Here is a 16110-nt window from a genome sequence, read left to right as displayed (position 1 = left end):
GCCTGAAACGCTACGCGACGGGGTCGATCCGAAACACGGGCAGTCGTCCGGCCAACCCCTCCAACTCCTCGGGCGTGCCCGTCGTCAGGACGCCTGCGCGTTTCATGATGTCGACACCCGCCTACACCAGCACCGGGAACTGACGCAGGACGGGGCGGGCGTCCTCGGCGCTCAGTTCGACCATCCGTACCGTCTCGCTGCGCTTGCCCTCGGTGATCGTCACCTGGTCGGCGGCGCGTACGTTGCGGACCCACTCCGCGCCGGGAAATCCGTTGACCACATAGCGTTTGCCGTCCAGGTGCATCGGAGTGACGGGCGTCGAGCGCGGCTTGCCCGTCTTGCGGCCCGGAGCCGTCAGCACGACGGGCTTCTCGTGCCGCGAGACCGGCACCCCGAGTCGCAGCAACACCGCGAAAACCTTGTTCGCGTACTTGAGCCACCGCGGCGGACGGATCGGCTCGAGCCCGCTCACAGCGCCAGACCAAACTCGGTCAGCCCGCTGCGCAGCCCGTCGCGACGCTGGGCCGTCGGTAGCGGATCCACCAGCACGAAACCGCAGCCGATGGCGCGCGCGCCGCCGTCGGCCTCGTCGCTGTCGCCGACCATCACCGCGTGAGCGGGCTCCACCCCGAGCCGACTCAGCGCGGTCTGGAAGATCGCCGGGTCGGGCTTGATGGCGCCGACCTCGAACGATAGCACGAACTCGTCGACGAACTCGGCCGCTCCGAGCGATTCGAACGCCGGCCGCACGTCGAACGCGATGTTCGAGACCACCGCAGTCTTGATGCCCTTCCGGTGCAGGCCCGCCAAGACGTCGGCGGTGTCGGGGTACGGCGTCCAGTTCAAGGGGTCCGTCAGCAGGCGGTACAGCGACTCGGCATGGTGATCGGCCACCCCGGATTCGCGAAGGACGTGCAGGTAGGCCTCGCGGTGCAGGTGTGGTTCGAGGTCACGGTTCTCCCAGGCGTGCAGTGCCTGGTCGGTCATCTCGACGTGCCGACCGGTCGGCGCCGTCATCCTGCGCATCAGCTCGGCCTGCACGTGGCCGTCGATCTGCTGTTCGTCGACCTCGATGCCGTCGAACCAACTGTCGTCCTCCTCCAGGCGGAACAGTGTGCCGGAGAAGTCGAACAGGACGGCTTCGACGCTCATCCACCCCATGCTGCCAGGACGCTCACCCGGCGGAAACGGTGCCTCAGCTCCGCGACCGGGCCGCCTTGCCCGCCAACACGTCCCGCTCGCGCTCGTTATCGGTCAGTGCCGCGGCGCGGTCGAACTCGTCGGCGGCCTCGGCCTGACGGCCCGGCCGGGCCAGCAGCTCGCCGCGCACGCTCGGGAGCAGGTAGGAGTCGTCGAGACCCGTCAGGCCGTCGACGATGTCCAGGGCGGCCGCCGGCCCGTCGGCCATCGCGACCGCCACCGCGCGGTTGAGCTGCACGACAGGCGACGGCGTGATCTGTGTCAGCCCGTCGTACAGCATCACGATGCGCTTCCAGTCGGTGTCGGCGGCGGTTGGTGCTGTGGCGTGACATTCGGCGATCGCCGCCTGCAGCGCGTACGGCCCCCAGCCAACACCCTTGCGCTGCAATGCTTCCGCGGACCGCTCCAGCGCGGCCACCCCACGCTGAATCTGCGCCCGGTCCCACTTGGCGCGGTTCTGGTCCTCCAGCAGGATCGGGTTGCCCTCGCTGTCGGTGCGGGCGGCGAAACGCGACGACTGGAACTCCATCAGCGAGACGAGGCCGTGCACTTCCGGTTCGTCGGGCACGAGCGCCGCGAGTATTCGGCCCAATCGCAGTGCCTCGCTGCAGAGTTCGTCACGGATCCAGCGCTGGCCGAACGACGCCGAGTATCCCTCGTTGTAGACGAGGTAGATCACGGAGAGGACGGCCGACAACCGCTGCGGGTACTCGGAGCGGTCCGGTACCTCGAACGGCACGTCGGCGTCGGACAGCGTCTTCTTCGCGCGGGTGATGCGTGCGGCGATCGTCGCCTTGGACGTCAGGAAGGCGCGCGCGATCTCCTCGGTCGTGAGGCCGCCGACCACGCGCAGCGTCAGCGCGATCTGCCCCTCCCGTGACAACACCGGATGCGCGGAGATGAAGATCAGCCGCAGCACGTCGTCGTCGATGCGGTCGGGGTCCCATGGTGCGTCGACCTGCGTCTCGAGTTCGTGGGCCAGCACGGCGTACTTGCTGTCGAGGTTTTCCTGGCGGCGCCACTGGTCGATCGCCTTGCGCTTGGCGACGGTGGTCAACCACGCGCCGGCGTTTCGCGGCACCCCGCTTTTGGGCCACTGGGTGAGCGCGTCGACGAGCGCTTCCTGTGCCAGATCCTCGGCGAAACCGACATCGCCGACCGCCCGCGTCAACGTCGCGACGATCTTCGCAGCCTCCATCCGCCACACCGCATCGACGGTCTGCTGGATCTCGCTGCCCGGCACGCCTCCATTCTGCCGAGCAGACGCAAAAGTCCCCGACACGCCGCGGAAATGGCGCACTTTGCGACTGTTCGCGCAGAGAGTTGAGGGTGATGACGCACCGGTTCGTGACGGCGTACTGGGAAGGCCACAAGGCCTACCCCAAGACGATCGCGAACCCGTACGCAGGCATCGGCGATCGCACCGTGGCGCGGATGTGGCGGCTCGGATGGCAGCGCGCCGCCGACAACAGCCACGTGATCCCCAGCGAAGAAGAGCGCATCGCTCGGCTCGCCGCCGAGATCGATGAACTCCTGGACTAGCCGACTGGAGGCTCTGCTCACCCGGCAGCCCCGCGTCATCCTCGGCGTCACCGGGCCGCCCGGTGCAGGGAAGACGGCCATGGCTGCGCAGATCGCGTCGACGGTCGACGGTGCAGTTCACGTTCCCATGGACGGCTTTCACCTCGCCGACGTGGAACTGCGACGGCTGGGGCGGCTCGGCCGCAAGGGGGCCATCGACACGTTCGACGGTTACGGGTATCTCGCGCTGCTGCAACGGGTTAGGAGTCGGCACACCGAGGTCGTCTACGCACCGGCGTTCGACCGCGATATCGAACAGCCCGTCGCGGGCAGCATCCCGATCGGGCCCGACGCGCGGTTGGTCGTCACCGAAGGCAACTATCTGCTCGACGACGACGAACCGTGGCCGCAGGTGCGGAGTGCGCTGGACGAAGTGTGGTTCATCGACTGTGCTTCGGACGAACGTCGGCGCCGGCTCGTCGCTCGCCATGTCGAGTTCGGCAAGTCACCCGAGCAGGCGGAGGCCTGGGTGCGCGACGTCGACGAGCCGAACGCCGAGCGGATCGAGCGCGTCCGGCACAAGGCCGACCTAGTCGTCTAGCGCACCGACGAAATCGTTTGTCTCCCAGAGGTTCAGAAAGTTCGTCATCATCAGCAGCCGGCTGCGGGCCTGCTCGTTGTCAGCGATCCGCGGGTCGAAGCGATCGTTGACCCGCTCCGGCAGTAGCCGCAAAAGGTAGGACGGTACGTCGAGCAGCCAGGCCAGCCCCATGATCGCGACGTACAGCATCAGGTGCTGCTTCATCACGTCCGACGCGAGTGCGGGCCCACCCGCGGCGCTGAACTCCTTGCGGAACACGTCGAGCAGGTCGTCGAGGTGCCTGTCCCACAGCTCGGTCTCCGCGCTGCACATCGCACCCCAGATCGCCATGGCCACGTTCATCTGTCCGGCGCAGCCCCAGTCCATCAGGCCGCATTCGAGGTTCCCGTCGCGACGCCAGAACCATGCGTTGTCCACGTTGGCATTCCAGTGACACAGCGCCACGTAGTCGGCGTCTGCTGCAAGCCGGTCCCAGATCGCGTCTTCCTTCGCGGGGAACCGCACCACCTCGTCCCGCAGCCGGGACAGGAACGCGGGGGAGCGGAGGCTCGCGGGCAGCAGTCCGGGCTGGGCGGATGCGAACTCGGCGAGGCGGTCTACCCGCCGCTGGAGTTGTTCCGCCGTGTAGGGGACGCGTTCACCGACCGACAGCTGCTTCATGTCGACGGGGAAGTGCTCGACCAGTTCGGTGGGCAGCCGACCCGATTTGTGCGTGCCCGCGAGACGGCCGAGCGCTCCGAGCAGGGCGTCGTAGTGACCGACGGGATCGGGCATCGCATAGTCCATGCACTTGTGATACTGCGGCTCGATACCGTTGTCTCCATAGGGAATACGCTCGGTGATCAGCAGTCCGGTGCCCGACGACGCGTGGTAGTCGGCGAACAGACACGTCGGGACGGCGATCGGAAATTCCGGCGTGCGGGACAGCAACGCGAACCGGACTTCGAATTCCATCTGGGTACGCCCGTTGTCGCGGGCGGGGTCGTCGAAATCGCGGGAGAACTTCGCGAAGAGCTCGGTCGGTTGGTCGACGCGGTCGTAGGCGACCGACAGCAGCGCCTTGCGGCCGGTGCTGCCGCCGCGGAACTCCGTCAGCTCGGTGATAGCGGTGACGCTGTCGTCGGGCCCCAACGCGCCGCTGGCGCGGAACGCCTCGGTGAGAAAGCGCGGGCCGCCGCTGCGCAGCGCGTCGGCATGGGCGGGCATGTCGAGGCCGAAATAGTCACCCCGCACCCAGCTGTTCATCGAGACTTTCTATCGCGAGCAGACGCAAATGCACCCGACACGCCGACCCGTGTGGACACTATGTGTCTGCTCGCGCAGGGAAATCAGCCGATGGCGCGGTCCGCGCCCTCCCAGAACTGCGCACGCACCGCCTTCTTGTCGGGCTTACCCAGCGCGGTCACGGGCACCGAGTCGACGACGATCACCTGCTTCGGCGACTGCACCGATCCCTTGCGCTCCTTGACCGCGGCCTGGATCTCGGCGGTCATGCGGGCGACGGCCTCCTCGGAGCTGTCGGCGTCGGGCCGCAGCACGACCACCGCCGTCACCGCCTCGCCCCACTTCTCGTCGGGCGTGCCGATCACGCACACCTGGGCGACCGAAGGATGCTCTGCGACAACGTCTTCCACCTCACGCGGGAACACATTGAACCCGCCGGTGACGATCATGTCCTTGGTGCGGTCGACGATGTAGTAGAAGCCGTCCTCGTCCTCGCGGGCCAGGTCGCCGGTGTGCATCCAGCCGTCGCGGAACGTCTCCGCCGTCGCCTCCGGCTTGTTCCAGTAGCCGCCGGACACCAGCGGGCCGGACACGCAGATCTCGCCGACCTCGCCCTGCGGCACCTGGTTTCCGTCGGCGTCGAGCAACGCCACCCGGGCGAACACGGTCGGGCGCCCGCACGACGTCAGCCTCTTCTCGTCGTGGTCGTTCTTGGCCAGGTAGGTGATCACCATCGGCGCCTCGGACTGGCCGTAGTACTGGGCGAAGATCGGGCCGAACCGATCGATCGCCTCGCGCAACCGCACCGGGTTCATCGCCGAGGCGCCGTAGTACACCGTCTCGAGCGACGACAGGTCGCGCGTGTGCGAGTCCGGATGGTCCATCAGTGCATAGATCATCGACGGCACCAGCATGGTTGCCGTGATCTTCTGCTCCTCAATGGTTTTCAGCACCTCGGCCGGATCGAACTTCGTCAGCACGAACAGCTGCCCGCCCTTGATGATCGTCGGCACGAAGAACGCCGCCCCCGCATGCGACAGCGGGGTACACATCAGGAACTTGGGGTTCTCCGGCCATTCCCACTCTGCGAGCTGAATCGTCGTCATCGAGGTGATCGACTGCACGGTGCCGATCACGCCCTTGGGCTTGCCGGTCGTCCCGCCGGTGTAGGCCATGCCGCCGATGTGGTCGGGCGGCAGATCAGCGGCCACCAGAGGCTTGGGCGTGTACTTCGCGGCCTCGGCGGTGAGGTCGACGGCGACGTCCGCGAGCTCCTCGGGCACCGGTCCGATTGTCAGCACCTGCTTGAGCCCGGGCACCTTCTCCAACAGACCCTTCGCCCGCTCCACGAACATCGGGTTCGGGTCGATGATCAGCGACGTGACACCCGCGTCGTTGAGGACGTAGGCGTGGTCGTCCAACGAACCGAGAGGGTGTAGTGCCGTGCGGCGGTAGCCCTGCGTCTGGCCCGCGCCGAGGATCATCAGCACCTCGGGACGGTTGAGCGACAGCAGACCGGTCGCGACACCCGACCCGGCGCCCAGCGCCTCGAAGGCCTGAATGTACTGGCTGATGCGCTCGGCGAGCTGGCCGCCGGTCAGGGTGGTGTCGCCGAGGAACAGGACCGGCTTGTCCTTGTTCCGCTTCAGCGCGCCCACCGTGAGGTGGCCGGAATGCAGGGGATGGCGCAACAGGTCGTCCGTCATGACGACCAGACTAGAACGTGTTCCAAATTTGGTGGCACGGGTCGTCGGATTCGGCTTCACTCGGTGGGGTGAAGGACGTCGAGCGGCGCCTGCGCCAGACGATCCTCGTGCTGGCGCGCGAACGCGGCCCGGACAAGACGATCTGTCCGTCCGACGCCGCCCGTGCGGTCGGCGGTGACGACTGGCGTGACCTGATGGACGACGCCCGCGAGACGGCGCGCGACCTGGCCCGCGAAGGCGAAGTCGAGATCACTCAGAAGGGCGAGATTCTCGACCCGGACGCCACTTGGCGCGGACCCGTACGGATCCGCGCCAAGTAGCGGTGACTAGCGGCGGGCGAACTTGTCGACGTCCGCCCGGGCCTGGGCCGCGATCTTCTCCGCCAGCTCGGCCTTCCACTGGATCTCCTTCTGGACCCACGGATTGTCGGCGGGGAACTCGTCGGTATCCGACACCCGGCGCACCTCGAGCCGGACGCCCGGCCCCAGCGGGCACTTCTGCGCCCACTGCTTGGCCTCTTCCTTCGACGACACGTCGATGATCCAGAAGCCGTTGAACAGCTCCTTGGCCTCGGTGTACGGCCCGTCGGTGACCACCGGCGGGTCGTTGTCGAAGTCGACGACGAAGCCCTCCTCGGGACCGGTGAGGCCCTCGCCGTCGAGCAAAACGCCGGCCTTGATGAGCTCCTCGTTGTAGCGGCCCATCGACTCGATGACCTCGTTGAAGTCGATATCGGCCTCGGCGAAGGCCGCCTCCCCCTCGGGGGTCACTCGCATGATCATCATGTAGCGCGACATTGGTGTCTCCTTCTAGTCGGGAAGGGCTCGCTCATTCTGTTCTAGGTGCCCCTCGTCTCTACGTCGAATGGCAACCCACAGAAATCGACACGTCCGCCGAAGGTTTTTCATCGCATCTTCTCGAGCATCTCGCCCACGACTGAGACTATTGTCCGCATGCCCGTCGCTGACCTGGTCATTCAGGGAACCGTCCTCACCGTCAACGAACACCAACCCACCGCGGAAGCGATCGCCGTGGCCGATGGCCGCATCGTCGCGGTCGGCGACCGGTCGGACATCCAGACCTGGATCGGGCCCGAGACGGAGACAGTGGACCTCGGCGACGGATGTGTCATGCCCGGCATGGTCGAGGCGCACGGCCATCCGCTGATGGAGGCGATCGTGCTGTCGGACCGGATGGTCGACATCCGTCCGGTCACGCTGCCGAACGCTGCCGACGTCGTCGCCGCAGTCGAGGCGGAGGTCGCCAAGCGCGGGGCCGACGGCGCCTACCTCAACGGGTGGGACGCGTTGTTGCAGAACGGGTTACCCAACCCGACGCTCGCGTGGCTCGACGGCATCGCACCGGACCATCCGCTGGTGATCGTGCACAACTCCGGGCACAAGGCCTACTTCAACACAGCGGCGGCGGCCCGCGTCGGGCTCACGCGCGACACCCCGGACCCGAAGGGCGCCAGCTACGGACGCGATGCGAACGGCGACCTCGACGGCATCGCCCAGGAGATCCAGGCGGTGTTCCCGTTGCTGCAAGGCGCGATCCAGCCCAGCGACTATCCCGCGATGCTGCACGCCGAACTCGGCCGGCTGAACCGCGCCGGGTTGACGACGTGCTCGGAGATGGCTTTCGACCCGGTGTTCCGCCCGGTCATCGACCAGATGCGCAACGACCTCACGGTGCGGCTACGCGTCTACGAGATGTCCACCGCCGCGATGACCACCGAGGCGGTGCCCGACAACGGCGACGACATGGTCCGCCAGGCCGGCATCAAGATCTGGGTCGACGGCTCGCCGTGGATCGGCAACATCGACCTGTCGTTCCCGTATCTGGATACCGAGGCGACCCGCTCCGTCGGCATTCCGAAAGGCTCGTGCGGCTGCGCGAACTACACCCGCGAACAGCTGACCGAGATCGTCGGCGCCTACTTCCCGAATGGGTGGCAGATGGCGTGCCACGTCCAGGGCGACGCGGGCGCCGACACGATCCTCGATGTCTACGAGGACGCCCTGCGGCGCTGGCCCCGCGACGACCACCGGCTGCGGCTCGAACACGTCGGCGCCATCCGCGACGACCAGCTGCAACGGGCCCACGATCTAGGCGTCACCTGCAGCATCTTCGTCGATCAGATCCACTACTGGGGCGACGTCGTCGTCGACGACCTGTTCGGGCCCGAACGCGGAAACCGCTGGATGCCATGCGGTTCGGCGGTGGCTACCGGGATGCGGATCTCGCTGCACAACGACCCTCCGGTCACGCCCGAGGAGCCGCTGCGCAACATCAGCGTCGCCGCCACCCGCACCGCGCCGAGCGGCCGGGTGATCGGGCCGGAGCAGCGGATCACGGTGGACCAGGCCATTCGCGCCCAGACCATCGATGCGGCCTGGCAGCTGCACTCCGACGATGTGATCGGTTCGCTCGAGGTGGGCAAGTACGCCGACATGGTGGTGTTGTCCGCCGACCCCCGCTCGGTGCCGACCGAGACGATCGCCGACCTGGAGGTCCGCGCCACGTACCTGGCCGGTCGGCAGGTTTATCCGAAACTCAACTGACGCACAGGCGGACGTGGCACGCTTCTGGCATGTCTGACCTGGCTGATCCCCGCTTTCTCGACGAACGAATCGCCCACTGGGCCCAGACCACGCCCGACGGCGAGGCGTTGACATACCTCGAACGAACCTGGACATGGACGGAGTGGAACGACCGTGTCCGCCGACTCGCAGGAGCCCTGAAGGACCGCGGTATCAAGCGCGGCGACGTGGTGGCGTTCCTCGACAAGAACCACCCCGCCTGTGTGGAGCTCACCCTCGCCGCTGCATCGCTGGGCGCGGCCAATGCGATCATCAACTTCCGGCTGGCCGCCGACGAACTCGACTACGTGCTCAACGACTCCGACGCCAAGCTGCTGATCGTCGGCAAGGAACTGCGGGGCAACGTCGACAGGATCCGCGACAAGCTGACGAACATCGAGCACGTCATCGAGGTCACGCCGGAGGGCGAGGACGGCGATGAGTACGAGGCCCTGTTGGCCGCCGCCACACCTGTGAATCGCGGCGACGACGTTGACCCTGGCGACGTCGCGATCATCATGTACTCGTCGGGCACCACCGGCCGTCCCAAGGGTGTGGAGCTGACGCAGGCCAACATCGTCGCCCACACGATCAACGCGCACGAGGGCTTCAACTTCGACCCCGGCGACAAGAGCATGGTGGCGATGCCACTGTTCCATGTCGGCGGGTCGTCCTACGTGCAGTTCGGAATTCACGACGGAGTCCCCAGCGTCATGACGCGCGAGGTCGACGGGATGTCGCTGGCCGGCGCAATCCTCAAGGGCGCCAACAGGACCTTCCTGGTTCCCGCGGTGCTGGCCAAGGTGCTCGACTCCGGCGAGGACGCCGTCAAGCTGTTCGGCGCGCTGAAGACGTTCGCGTACGGCGCGTCGCCGATGCCGCTTCCGTTGCTGCGCCGGGCGCTGGAGGCATGGCCGGACACGGAATTCATGCAGGTGTACGGATTGACCGAAGTGTGCGGCGTCATCAGTCATCTGCTTCCCGAGGTGCACCGCGATCCCGGCAAGGAGGAGCGGCTCACCAGTGCGGGCACGCTGGTTCCCAATGCCGAGGTACGGGCGGTCGATCCCGACACGCTGGAGGATGTACCACAGGGCGAGCAGGGCGAATTGTGGTTCCGCACACCGCAGTTGATGACGGGCTACCACAACAAGCCGGAGGCGACGGCGGAGGCGATCACCGAGGACGGCTGGTTCCGCACCGGCGACATCGGCCGTATCGACGAGGAGGGCTTCATCTTCGTCGAGGACCGGCTCAAGGACATGATCATCTCCGGCGGCGAGAACATCTACTCGATCGAAGTGGAGCGAGTGCTGGCCGAGCATCCGGCGGTCGTCGACGTCGCGATCATCGGTATACCCGACGAGAAGTGGGGCGAGGTCGTCAAAGCCGTTGTGCAGCTTGAGGGTGAGGCCACCGAGGAGGAGCTCATCGCGTTCGCCCGGGAACGGTTGGCCGCCTACAAGTGCCCGAAGTCGGTCGACGTTCGCGACGAGTTGCCGCGCAACCCGACCGGAAAGATCCTCAAGAAGGATCTGCGCAAGCAGTACTGGGAGGGACGCGACCGCGCGACGGTCTAACGGGACACCGGGATCGCAACCTCGTTGCGCCGCAGGAACGGCAACGTCCACGGCGGATCGTAGAACCACGCGACCGCATCGCCGACTGGTTCGATGCCTTTGTCGTGCAGGGTCTTTCGTAGCTCGTCCGTGCGGTCGGCGACGGCTTTGGGGCTGCGGTCGCCGCTGAAGCGTAGCACCGCGAAGGTCTCGCCGGGCACCGAGACGAGTCGGACCTTGTCGTCGTCGGGATCGGGGAGAGTGTCCATCGTCCACTTCGACGGCATGAAGAACCGGATCACCCACTGGTCGTTGTCGGTCCGCGATTGCGCGACGGGTGCGGTCATCGCGATCTCATCGGAGGCGGACTGCTGGCCGACGGGCGCCGTCATCGAGATCGTCTCGTCGTGATGGTTGCCCCCGAAGATGTAGTTCGCCAGCCGGCGGAAGCCGATGTTGCGGGCGCGGTCCTCGTCGCCGTCGACGGTGGTCTCGGCGGCGATGCGCGGGCCGTACCGTCGGATTTCGATGTTGCCGGTCAGCGGTTCACGCAGGTGGTGCGGTTCTTCGGTGCCGATCCGGATGCCGACGATGGACAGCATCCCTTCGACGATCTGACCGGGGATCTTGATGATTTGCATGGTTCCTCAGCGACGGTTCAGGGCCCAGATGTGGGTGGACAGGACGGTGGCGAACGCGCACCACGCGGGATAGGCGGCCAACGGGGCGGCCTTGGCGCCTTGGACGGCGACCGAGCGCCTGGTCAGGTCTGCACTGCTGACTGCCAGCACTCCGGCCGCGATCGCCGCGGTGCCCAGCCGCCGCTGTGTGAAGAACAGCCACGACCAGCTGCCGTTGAGGACCAGGTTCGACGCCAGTGCGGCGATGTAGGCGCGTCGCTCGCGATCCTGGCCACGCTCTTCGAGCTGATCCAGTGTGGCGGCCGAGGTGGCGGCGATGTTCGCATACAGCACGTTCCATACGATCGGAAAGGCCAGTCGCGGCGGTTGATAGGGCGGCTTCTTCAGCTTCGCGAACCACGCCGACTGCGCCGGCCGGCTCGCCAGCCCACCGAGAAATCCCGTGGTTGCCACGGCGAGGGCGGTCGGGGCGAGCGTGCGCAATTGCATGGGGTCCTCCTGCGATAGTTAAGTAACTGAACCATTACCCAGCTCGACGAGGGGTCAAACCTGGCACTATGAGCACCGTGACGCCGCCGCTCGACGACCTGCTGGATCGGCTGCACGTCGTCGCGCTGCCGATGCGAGTTCGGTTCCGCGGCATCACCGTTCGCGAGGTTGCACTCGTCGAGGGGCCGGTGGGCTGGGGGGAGTTCGGCGCATTCGTCGAATACGAGCCGCCCGAGGCCGCTTTCTGGCTGGCATCGGCCGTCGAGGCGGCCTACCAGCCCGCGCCGGTCGTCCACCGTGACCGCATCCCCATCAACGCGACCGTGCCCGCCGTCGCCGCCGACCAGGTGCCCGAGGTGCTCAACCGATTTCCCGGTGCACGCACCGCCAAGGTCAAGGTGGCCGAGCCTGGGCAGACCCTGGCCGACGACGTGGCCCGCGTCAACGCCGTTCGCGCGTTTGTGCCTTCTGTGCGGGTCGACGCCAACGGCGGGTGGACGGTCGACGATGCGGTCGCGGCCGTCGCCGCATTGACCGCCGACGGCGCGCTCGAGTACGTCGAGCAGCCGTGCGCGACGGTGCCCGAGCTGGCTGCGGTGCGGCGCCGCGTCGACGTGCTGATCGCCGCCGACGAGAGCATCCGCAAGGCCGACGACCCGCTGCGCGTCGTGCGTGAGGGCGCTGCCGACGTCGCCGTCCTCAAGGTTGCACCTTTGGGTGGCGTTACCCGGATGCTGGAGATCGCCGACCAGATCGACATCCCGATCGTGGTGTCCAGCGCGCTCGACTCGGCGGTGGGCATCGGCCGCGGACTGCTCGCCGCCGCCGCGTTGCCCCACCTGCCGTATGCCTGCGGCCTGGGCACGGGCGGACTCTTCGTCGACGACGTCGCCGAACTGGCGGTGCCCGTCGACGGCAATCTGCCCGTCACGACGGTGACGCCGGACCGGGCGCGGCTGGCCGCGCTGGCTGCCTCGCCGGAGCGTCGCCGGTGGTGGATCGACCGGATAAGGGCCTGCCACCCGCTGATGTCCTAATTTGTGGGGACCATGGCCTAGACGCCACGACAGCGGTCCCCAACACTGAATACGTGCGATCGGTGCTCATCCTCGGATTTCCGGGTGTCCAGGCTCTCGACCTGGTCGGTCCGTTCGAGGTGTTCACCGGCGCCACCCTCTGCCTCGCCGGTCAGGGTCGCTCCGATGAGGGCTACTCCGTTCGCGTGGTTTCCCGTGGCGGCGAACCGGCGACGACGCTGACGGGCCTCGCTTTGGTCGCCGACCCGCTGCCCGACCCGCGGGAGCCCATCGACACCCTGGTGCTGCCCGGCGGCGCCGGTGTCGACGATGCGCGGCGGGATCCGGACACGCTCGGCTGGGTGAAGATCGTCGCCGAGCAGACACGTCGCGTCGTCAGCGTGTGCACCGGTGCCTTCCTCGTCGCACAGACGGGGCTGATCGACGGCTGCGTCGCGACCACCCACTGGGCCTTCGCGGACCGGATGGCTTGCGAATTCCCGTCGGTCACCGTCGACCCCGAGCCCATTTTCGTCCGCAGTTCCGCGCAGGTCTGGACGGCGGCGGGCGTCACCGCAGGCATCGACCTGGCGCTGTCGCTCGTCGAGGACGACTACGGCACCGAAGTCGCGCAGACGGTGGCCCGCTGGATGGTGATGTATCTACGGCGGCCGGGCGGCCAGACGCAGTTCGCCGCTCCGGTGTGGATGCCGCGTGCCAAGCGGGCGCCGATACGTGAGGTGCAGGACGCCATCGAGTCCGAACCCGGTGGCGCGCACAGCATTCCCGAACTCGCCCGCCGCGCCTCGATGAGTCCGCGGCACTTCACGCGGGTGTTCACCGAGGAGGTGGGCGAGGCGCCGGGAGCCTACGTCGAGCGGATCCGCACCGAGGCCGCCCGTCGTCAGCTCGAGGAGACCGACGACACCGTGACGGTGATCGCGGCGCGGTGCGGCTTCGGGAGCGCCGAGACGTTGCGCCGCAATTTCGTTCGGAGACTGGGCATCTCGCCCGATCAATACCGTAAGACGTTCGCCTAACCAAAGGAGATGGTAATGCAGATCGCGATCATGGTGTATCCCGGGTTCACCGCCCTGGACTTCATCGGCCCGTATGAGGTGCTGCGGAATCTGCCCGATGCCGAGGTGCGGTTCGTCTGGCACGAGCCGGGCCCGATCACCGCCGACTCGGGTGTGCTGTTGATCGGCGCGACGCACTCCTTTGACGAAACGCCGTCGCCCGACATCATTCTGGTGCCTGGCGGCGCGGGGACGTTCGAGCATGCGCGCGACGAGAAGGTGCTCGACTGGGTGCGTAGGGCGCATGAGACGTCGGCGTGGACGACGTCGGTGTGCTCGGGCTCGATGATCCTCGCCGCCGCCGGCGTGCTGGAGGGGCGCCGAGCCACGTCGCACTGGATGTGCCTGCCGATGCTGAAGCCGTTCGGTGTGGAGGCCGTCGGCGACGAGCGGATCGTGCACGAAGGCAAGATCGTTACCGCGGCGGGAGTGTCCGCGGGCATCGACCTCGGGATTTGGCTGATGGGTCAGATCTGTGGCGACGCGAAGGCCAAGGCTGTGCAGCTGGTGATCGAATACGACCCGCAGCCGCCGTACGACTCCGGCCACATGTCGAAGGCGTCGGCCGCCACCAAGGCGAGCGCCTCGGCGCTGCTCACCCTCGACACCATCAAGGAGGGGCAGTTGGTGCCGACGGTGCAGCTGATGTGGGACGCCGCCATCCGGCGGGTGCGCAGCGGGCGCAAGGATCGCAGGAAGCGCGATCGGGAGGCGATTTCGGCGTGATTGGTCACGCTCAGCGAGACTGAGCACGCCGAAATCACTCGGAGACGTGGTTGCGGTATGCCTCGGTGAAGGCGCGCGTACCTCTTATGAGCGCGGTGCGGTCCGCTTCGCTCATGTGACGGACGACTTCGCCGAAAGCGTTGACGCGCAGCGCAATCAACTCGTCGAGGATCGCCCGCCCAGCATAGGTCAGCTCGAGCAGAGTTGCGCGACGGTTGCTCGGCGAGACGCGGCGGGTGATGTAGCCGGCGTCGGCCAACCGGTCGCTGAGTCTGCTGGCGGTGGACGGCAGCAGATCCAGATCGGCCCCCAGCTCAGTGACCAGACTCGGTCCGAGTCGGTCAAGCGCCTGCAGTGCGCGCAGCGGTGCGAGGCCGATCTGCTTCTCCATCTGCTCCAGAACTGACACGTTGAGCGCGAGCAGTCCTCGGGTCGCCTGCTCGAGCTGAAGCAGGAGGTCGGAGGGCAGCTCTTTGGAAGCACTCGGACTTGTCGATGTCATCCAGGCTCCTTGCCGCTCACAGGTCGTACTCGGGCAGCTCGATGTCGTCGCGCAGTGTTCGTGTGAGCACCCAACGTCCGACCGGCCCGATATTGAATGCACGCATCGCTTGGTTGCGTAGCCAGATGCCCAGGTTGGTCCTGGCGGCGAAGAACGAAATGAATCGCGTTGCGCCCCTCTGCTTCTCCTCGAGAAACTCATGGAGCAGGCTGTCGTAAGCCACGCACGCTTCGCTGATATTTCCGTTCGCGCGTGCGAGCTCACCTGCGAGCACATACGCCTCGACCATCGCCAGGCCAGTGCCCTCGCCGGCCAACAGGGACACGCACGCGGCGGCGTCGCCGATGAGTGCGACGCGTCCAGACGTCCACCGTTCGAGTCGAATCTGGCTGACGACGTCGAAGTACAAATCGTCGACGTCGTCGAGCGCATCGAGGATCTGCGCGCACTCCCAGTCGCCGTTGCCGAATTGGTCCCGCAGCAGCTTCTTATACAACTCCGGGGTGTCGGGAATCTCGGGCGTCGGGGAGCGGAAGATGAACAGCACCAGCGTCCGGTCGCCGTCGAGGGCGAACCTGCCGATCTGCCGGCCCGGCAGGTTGTGGGTCACATAGGTGAGCTCGTCACGCGGTCGATAGCCGTCGAGAACGCACGCGGCGACCTGGCAGCCGAGATAGTGTTCGAAACTCGACTCTGGCCCGAAGACAAGGTTTCTGACGTTGGAATGCAGGCCGTCCGCGCCGACCACCATATCGAACTCGCGCGGTGCGGAATTCTCGAATGTCACTGCCAGGCAGTCGGTTTTGTCTTCTATCGCGGTGATGCTGTCCGAGTAGATCGTTTCAATGTCGTTCTCGACGGTCCGATAGATGGCCGCCGCCAGATCGCCGCGGGCGACGCTGGTGTAGAGACCGCCTGTCACCTCTCGAATGGGCTCGACAGTGAGGCTCGCTGCGGCGCGGCCCTTCCCATCCACCGAGCGGAGTTTCTGCACCTGGTAGCCCGCTTCGCGAACCTCCTTCTCGATGCCCATTTTCTGGGCGATGCGATAACCGAGTCCCCAGAAATCGATGACGTAACCGCCGGTGCGAAAACGCGGCGCCGTCTCGATCAACGTCACGTCGTGTCCGCCGCGCAACATCCAATGGGCGAAGGCAGGCCCGGCAACGCCGGCGCCGCTGATTGCGACTTTCACATGAGGCTCCCTCCACTTGTCATTCGTGACGTGGTTGTGCCTTGGTTTCCACGCTACGCAGTTCGTGCG

Annotated in this window: 17 protein-coding genes and 1 pseudogene; 8 read left to right on the top strand and 10 right to left on the bottom strand. The window is 66.9% G+C overall.

The genetic code is table 11. The features are described 5' to 3' along the window. Nucleotides 1-10 precede the first annotated feature (10 nt). From H7J93_RS01855 to H7J93_RS01845, 3 genes and pseudogenes are all read right to left on the bottom strand, one after another. Nucleotides 11-472, bottom strand: a pseudogene (locus tag H7J93_RS01855) (nitroreductase family deazaflavin-dependent oxidoreductase). Beyond that, a complete protein-coding gene (locus tag H7J93_RS01850) occupies nt 469-1161 on the bottom strand; it encodes an HAD family hydrolase (protein ID WP_267304581.1) in 693 nt (230 codons plus the stop codon). Before H7J93_RS01850 ends, H7J93_RS01855 begins: the two are co-directional and overlap by 4 nt. 34 nt (nt 1162-1195) lie before the next feature. Continuing rightward, nucleotides 1196-2398: an RNA polymerase sigma factor gene (locus H7J93_RS01845; protein ID WP_267304688.1), complete on the bottom strand. Its 1203-nt coding sequence runs from the start codon at nt 2396-2398 to the stop codon at nt 1196-1198. A gap of 134 nt (nt 2399-2532) precedes the next feature. Between H7J93_RS01845 and H7J93_RS01840 the strand changes: the two genes are divergently transcribed. Continuing rightward, entirely contained in the window at nt 2533-2742 is a 210-nt protein-coding gene (locus tag H7J93_RS01840) for a hypothetical protein (RefSeq protein WP_267304580.1), read from the top strand. Next, complete coding sequence (locus H7J93_RS01835; protein WP_267304579.1) at nt 2726-3322, top strand: nucleoside/nucleotide kinase family protein; 597 nt, start codon at nt 2726-2728, stop codon at nt 3320-3322. The genes H7J93_RS01840 and H7J93_RS01835 overlap by 17 nt, the downstream gene beginning before the upstream one ends. Here the strand turns inward: H7J93_RS01835 and H7J93_RS01830 are convergent. Then, nucleotides 3311-4567, bottom strand: a complete 1257-nt coding sequence (locus H7J93_RS01830; RefSeq protein ID WP_267304578.1) for a hypothetical protein — start codon at nt 4565-4567, stop codon at nt 3311-3313. The two genes, H7J93_RS01835 and H7J93_RS01830, sit on opposite strands and share 12 nt — an antisense overlap. 83 nt (nt 4568-4650) lie before the next feature. Further along, entirely contained in the window at nt 4651-6252 is a 1602-nt protein-coding gene (fadD8, locus tag H7J93_RS01825; RefSeq protein ID WP_267304577.1) for a fatty-acid--CoA ligase FadD8, read from the bottom strand. A gap of 68 nt (nt 6253-6320) precedes the next feature. On the opposite strand from fadD8, the gene H7J93_RS01820 reads away from it, so the two are divergent. Next, complete coding sequence (locus H7J93_RS01820; RefSeq protein ID WP_267304576.1) at nt 6321-6572, top strand: DUF3253 domain-containing protein; 252 nt, start codon at nt 6321-6323, stop codon at nt 6570-6572. A 6-nt stretch (nt 6573-6578) separates the two neighbouring features. Here the strand turns inward: H7J93_RS01820 and H7J93_RS01815 are convergent, their stop codons facing one another. Beyond that, complete coding sequence (locus H7J93_RS01815) at nt 6579-7049, bottom strand: YciI family protein (RefSeq protein ID WP_267304575.1); 471 nt, start codon at nt 7047-7049, stop codon at nt 6579-6581. A 156-nt stretch (nt 7050-7205) separates the two neighbouring features. On the opposite strand from H7J93_RS01815, the gene H7J93_RS01810 reads away from it, so the two are divergent. Together H7J93_RS01810 and H7J93_RS01805 are read left to right on the top strand one after the other, a co-directional pair. Next, a complete protein-coding gene (locus H7J93_RS01810) occupies nt 7206-8816 on the top strand; it encodes an amidohydrolase (protein WP_267304574.1) in 1611 nt (536 codons plus the stop codon). A 29-nt stretch (nt 8817-8845) separates the two neighbouring features. Further along, entirely contained in the window at nt 8846-10414 is a 1569-nt protein-coding gene (locus H7J93_RS01805) for a long-chain-fatty-acid--CoA ligase (protein WP_267304573.1), read from the top strand. Here the strand turns inward: H7J93_RS01805 and H7J93_RS01800 are convergent. Further along, nucleotides 10411-11034: an SOUL family heme-binding protein gene (locus H7J93_RS01800; RefSeq protein WP_267304572.1), complete on the bottom strand. Its 624-nt coding sequence runs from the start codon at nt 11032-11034 to the stop codon at nt 10411-10413. The genes H7J93_RS01805 and H7J93_RS01800 overlap by 4 nt on opposite strands. Before the next feature lie 6 nt (nt 11035-11040). Next, nucleotides 11041-11523 carry a TspO/MBR family protein gene (locus H7J93_RS01795; RefSeq protein WP_267304571.1) on the bottom strand — a complete coding sequence of 161 codons (483 nt, stop codon included), beginning with the start codon at nt 11521-11523 and terminating at the stop codon, nt 11041-11043. Nucleotides 11524-11591: 68 nt separating this feature from the next. Here H7J93_RS01795 and H7J93_RS01790 point away from each other — a divergent pair, with 68 nt between their 5' ends. The 3 genes from H7J93_RS01790 (at nt 11592) to H7J93_RS01780 (ending at nt 14344) form a co-directional block, all read left to right on the top strand. Next, complete coding sequence (locus tag H7J93_RS01790; RefSeq protein ID WP_267304570.1) at nt 11592-12560, top strand: o-succinylbenzoate synthase; 969 nt, start codon at nt 11592-11594, stop codon at nt 12558-12560. 62 nt (nt 12561-12622) lie between these two features. After that, on the top strand, nt 12623-13579 hold the full coding sequence (locus tag H7J93_RS01785) for a GlxA family transcriptional regulator (protein WP_267304687.1): 957 nt from the start codon (nt 12623-12625) through the stop codon (nt 13577-13579). 15 nt (nt 13580-13594) lie between these two features. Continuing rightward, the gene (locus tag H7J93_RS01780) at nt 13595-14344 is read left to right on the top strand and encodes a DJ-1/PfpI family protein (RefSeq protein ID WP_267304569.1); all 750 of its coding nucleotides are present in this window, start codon (nt 13595-13597) and stop codon (nt 14342-14344) included. A 34-nt stretch (nt 14345-14378) separates the two neighbouring features. Here H7J93_RS01780 and H7J93_RS01775 read toward each other — a convergent pair whose 3' ends face one another. Together H7J93_RS01775 and H7J93_RS01770 are read right to left on the bottom strand one after the other, a co-directional pair. Next, a complete protein-coding gene (locus tag H7J93_RS01775) occupies nt 14379-14846 on the bottom strand; it encodes a MarR family winged helix-turn-helix transcriptional regulator (RefSeq protein ID WP_267304568.1) in 468 nt (155 codons plus the stop codon). Nucleotides 14847-14862: 16 nt separating this feature from the next. After that, a complete protein-coding gene (locus H7J93_RS01770; protein ID WP_267304567.1) occupies nt 14863-16041 on the bottom strand; it encodes an FAD-binding domain in 1179 nt (392 codons plus the stop codon). Between the last annotated feature and the right edge of the window lie 69 nt (nt 16042-16110).

The sequence above is a fragment of the Mycobacterium barrassiae genome, from assembly GCF_025822765.1.
Classification (GTDB): Bacteria; Actinomycetota; Actinomycetes; order Mycobacteriales; family Mycobacteriaceae; genus Mycobacterium; species Mycobacterium barrassiae.
This window is presented reverse-complemented; position numbering and strand designations above follow the sequence as displayed.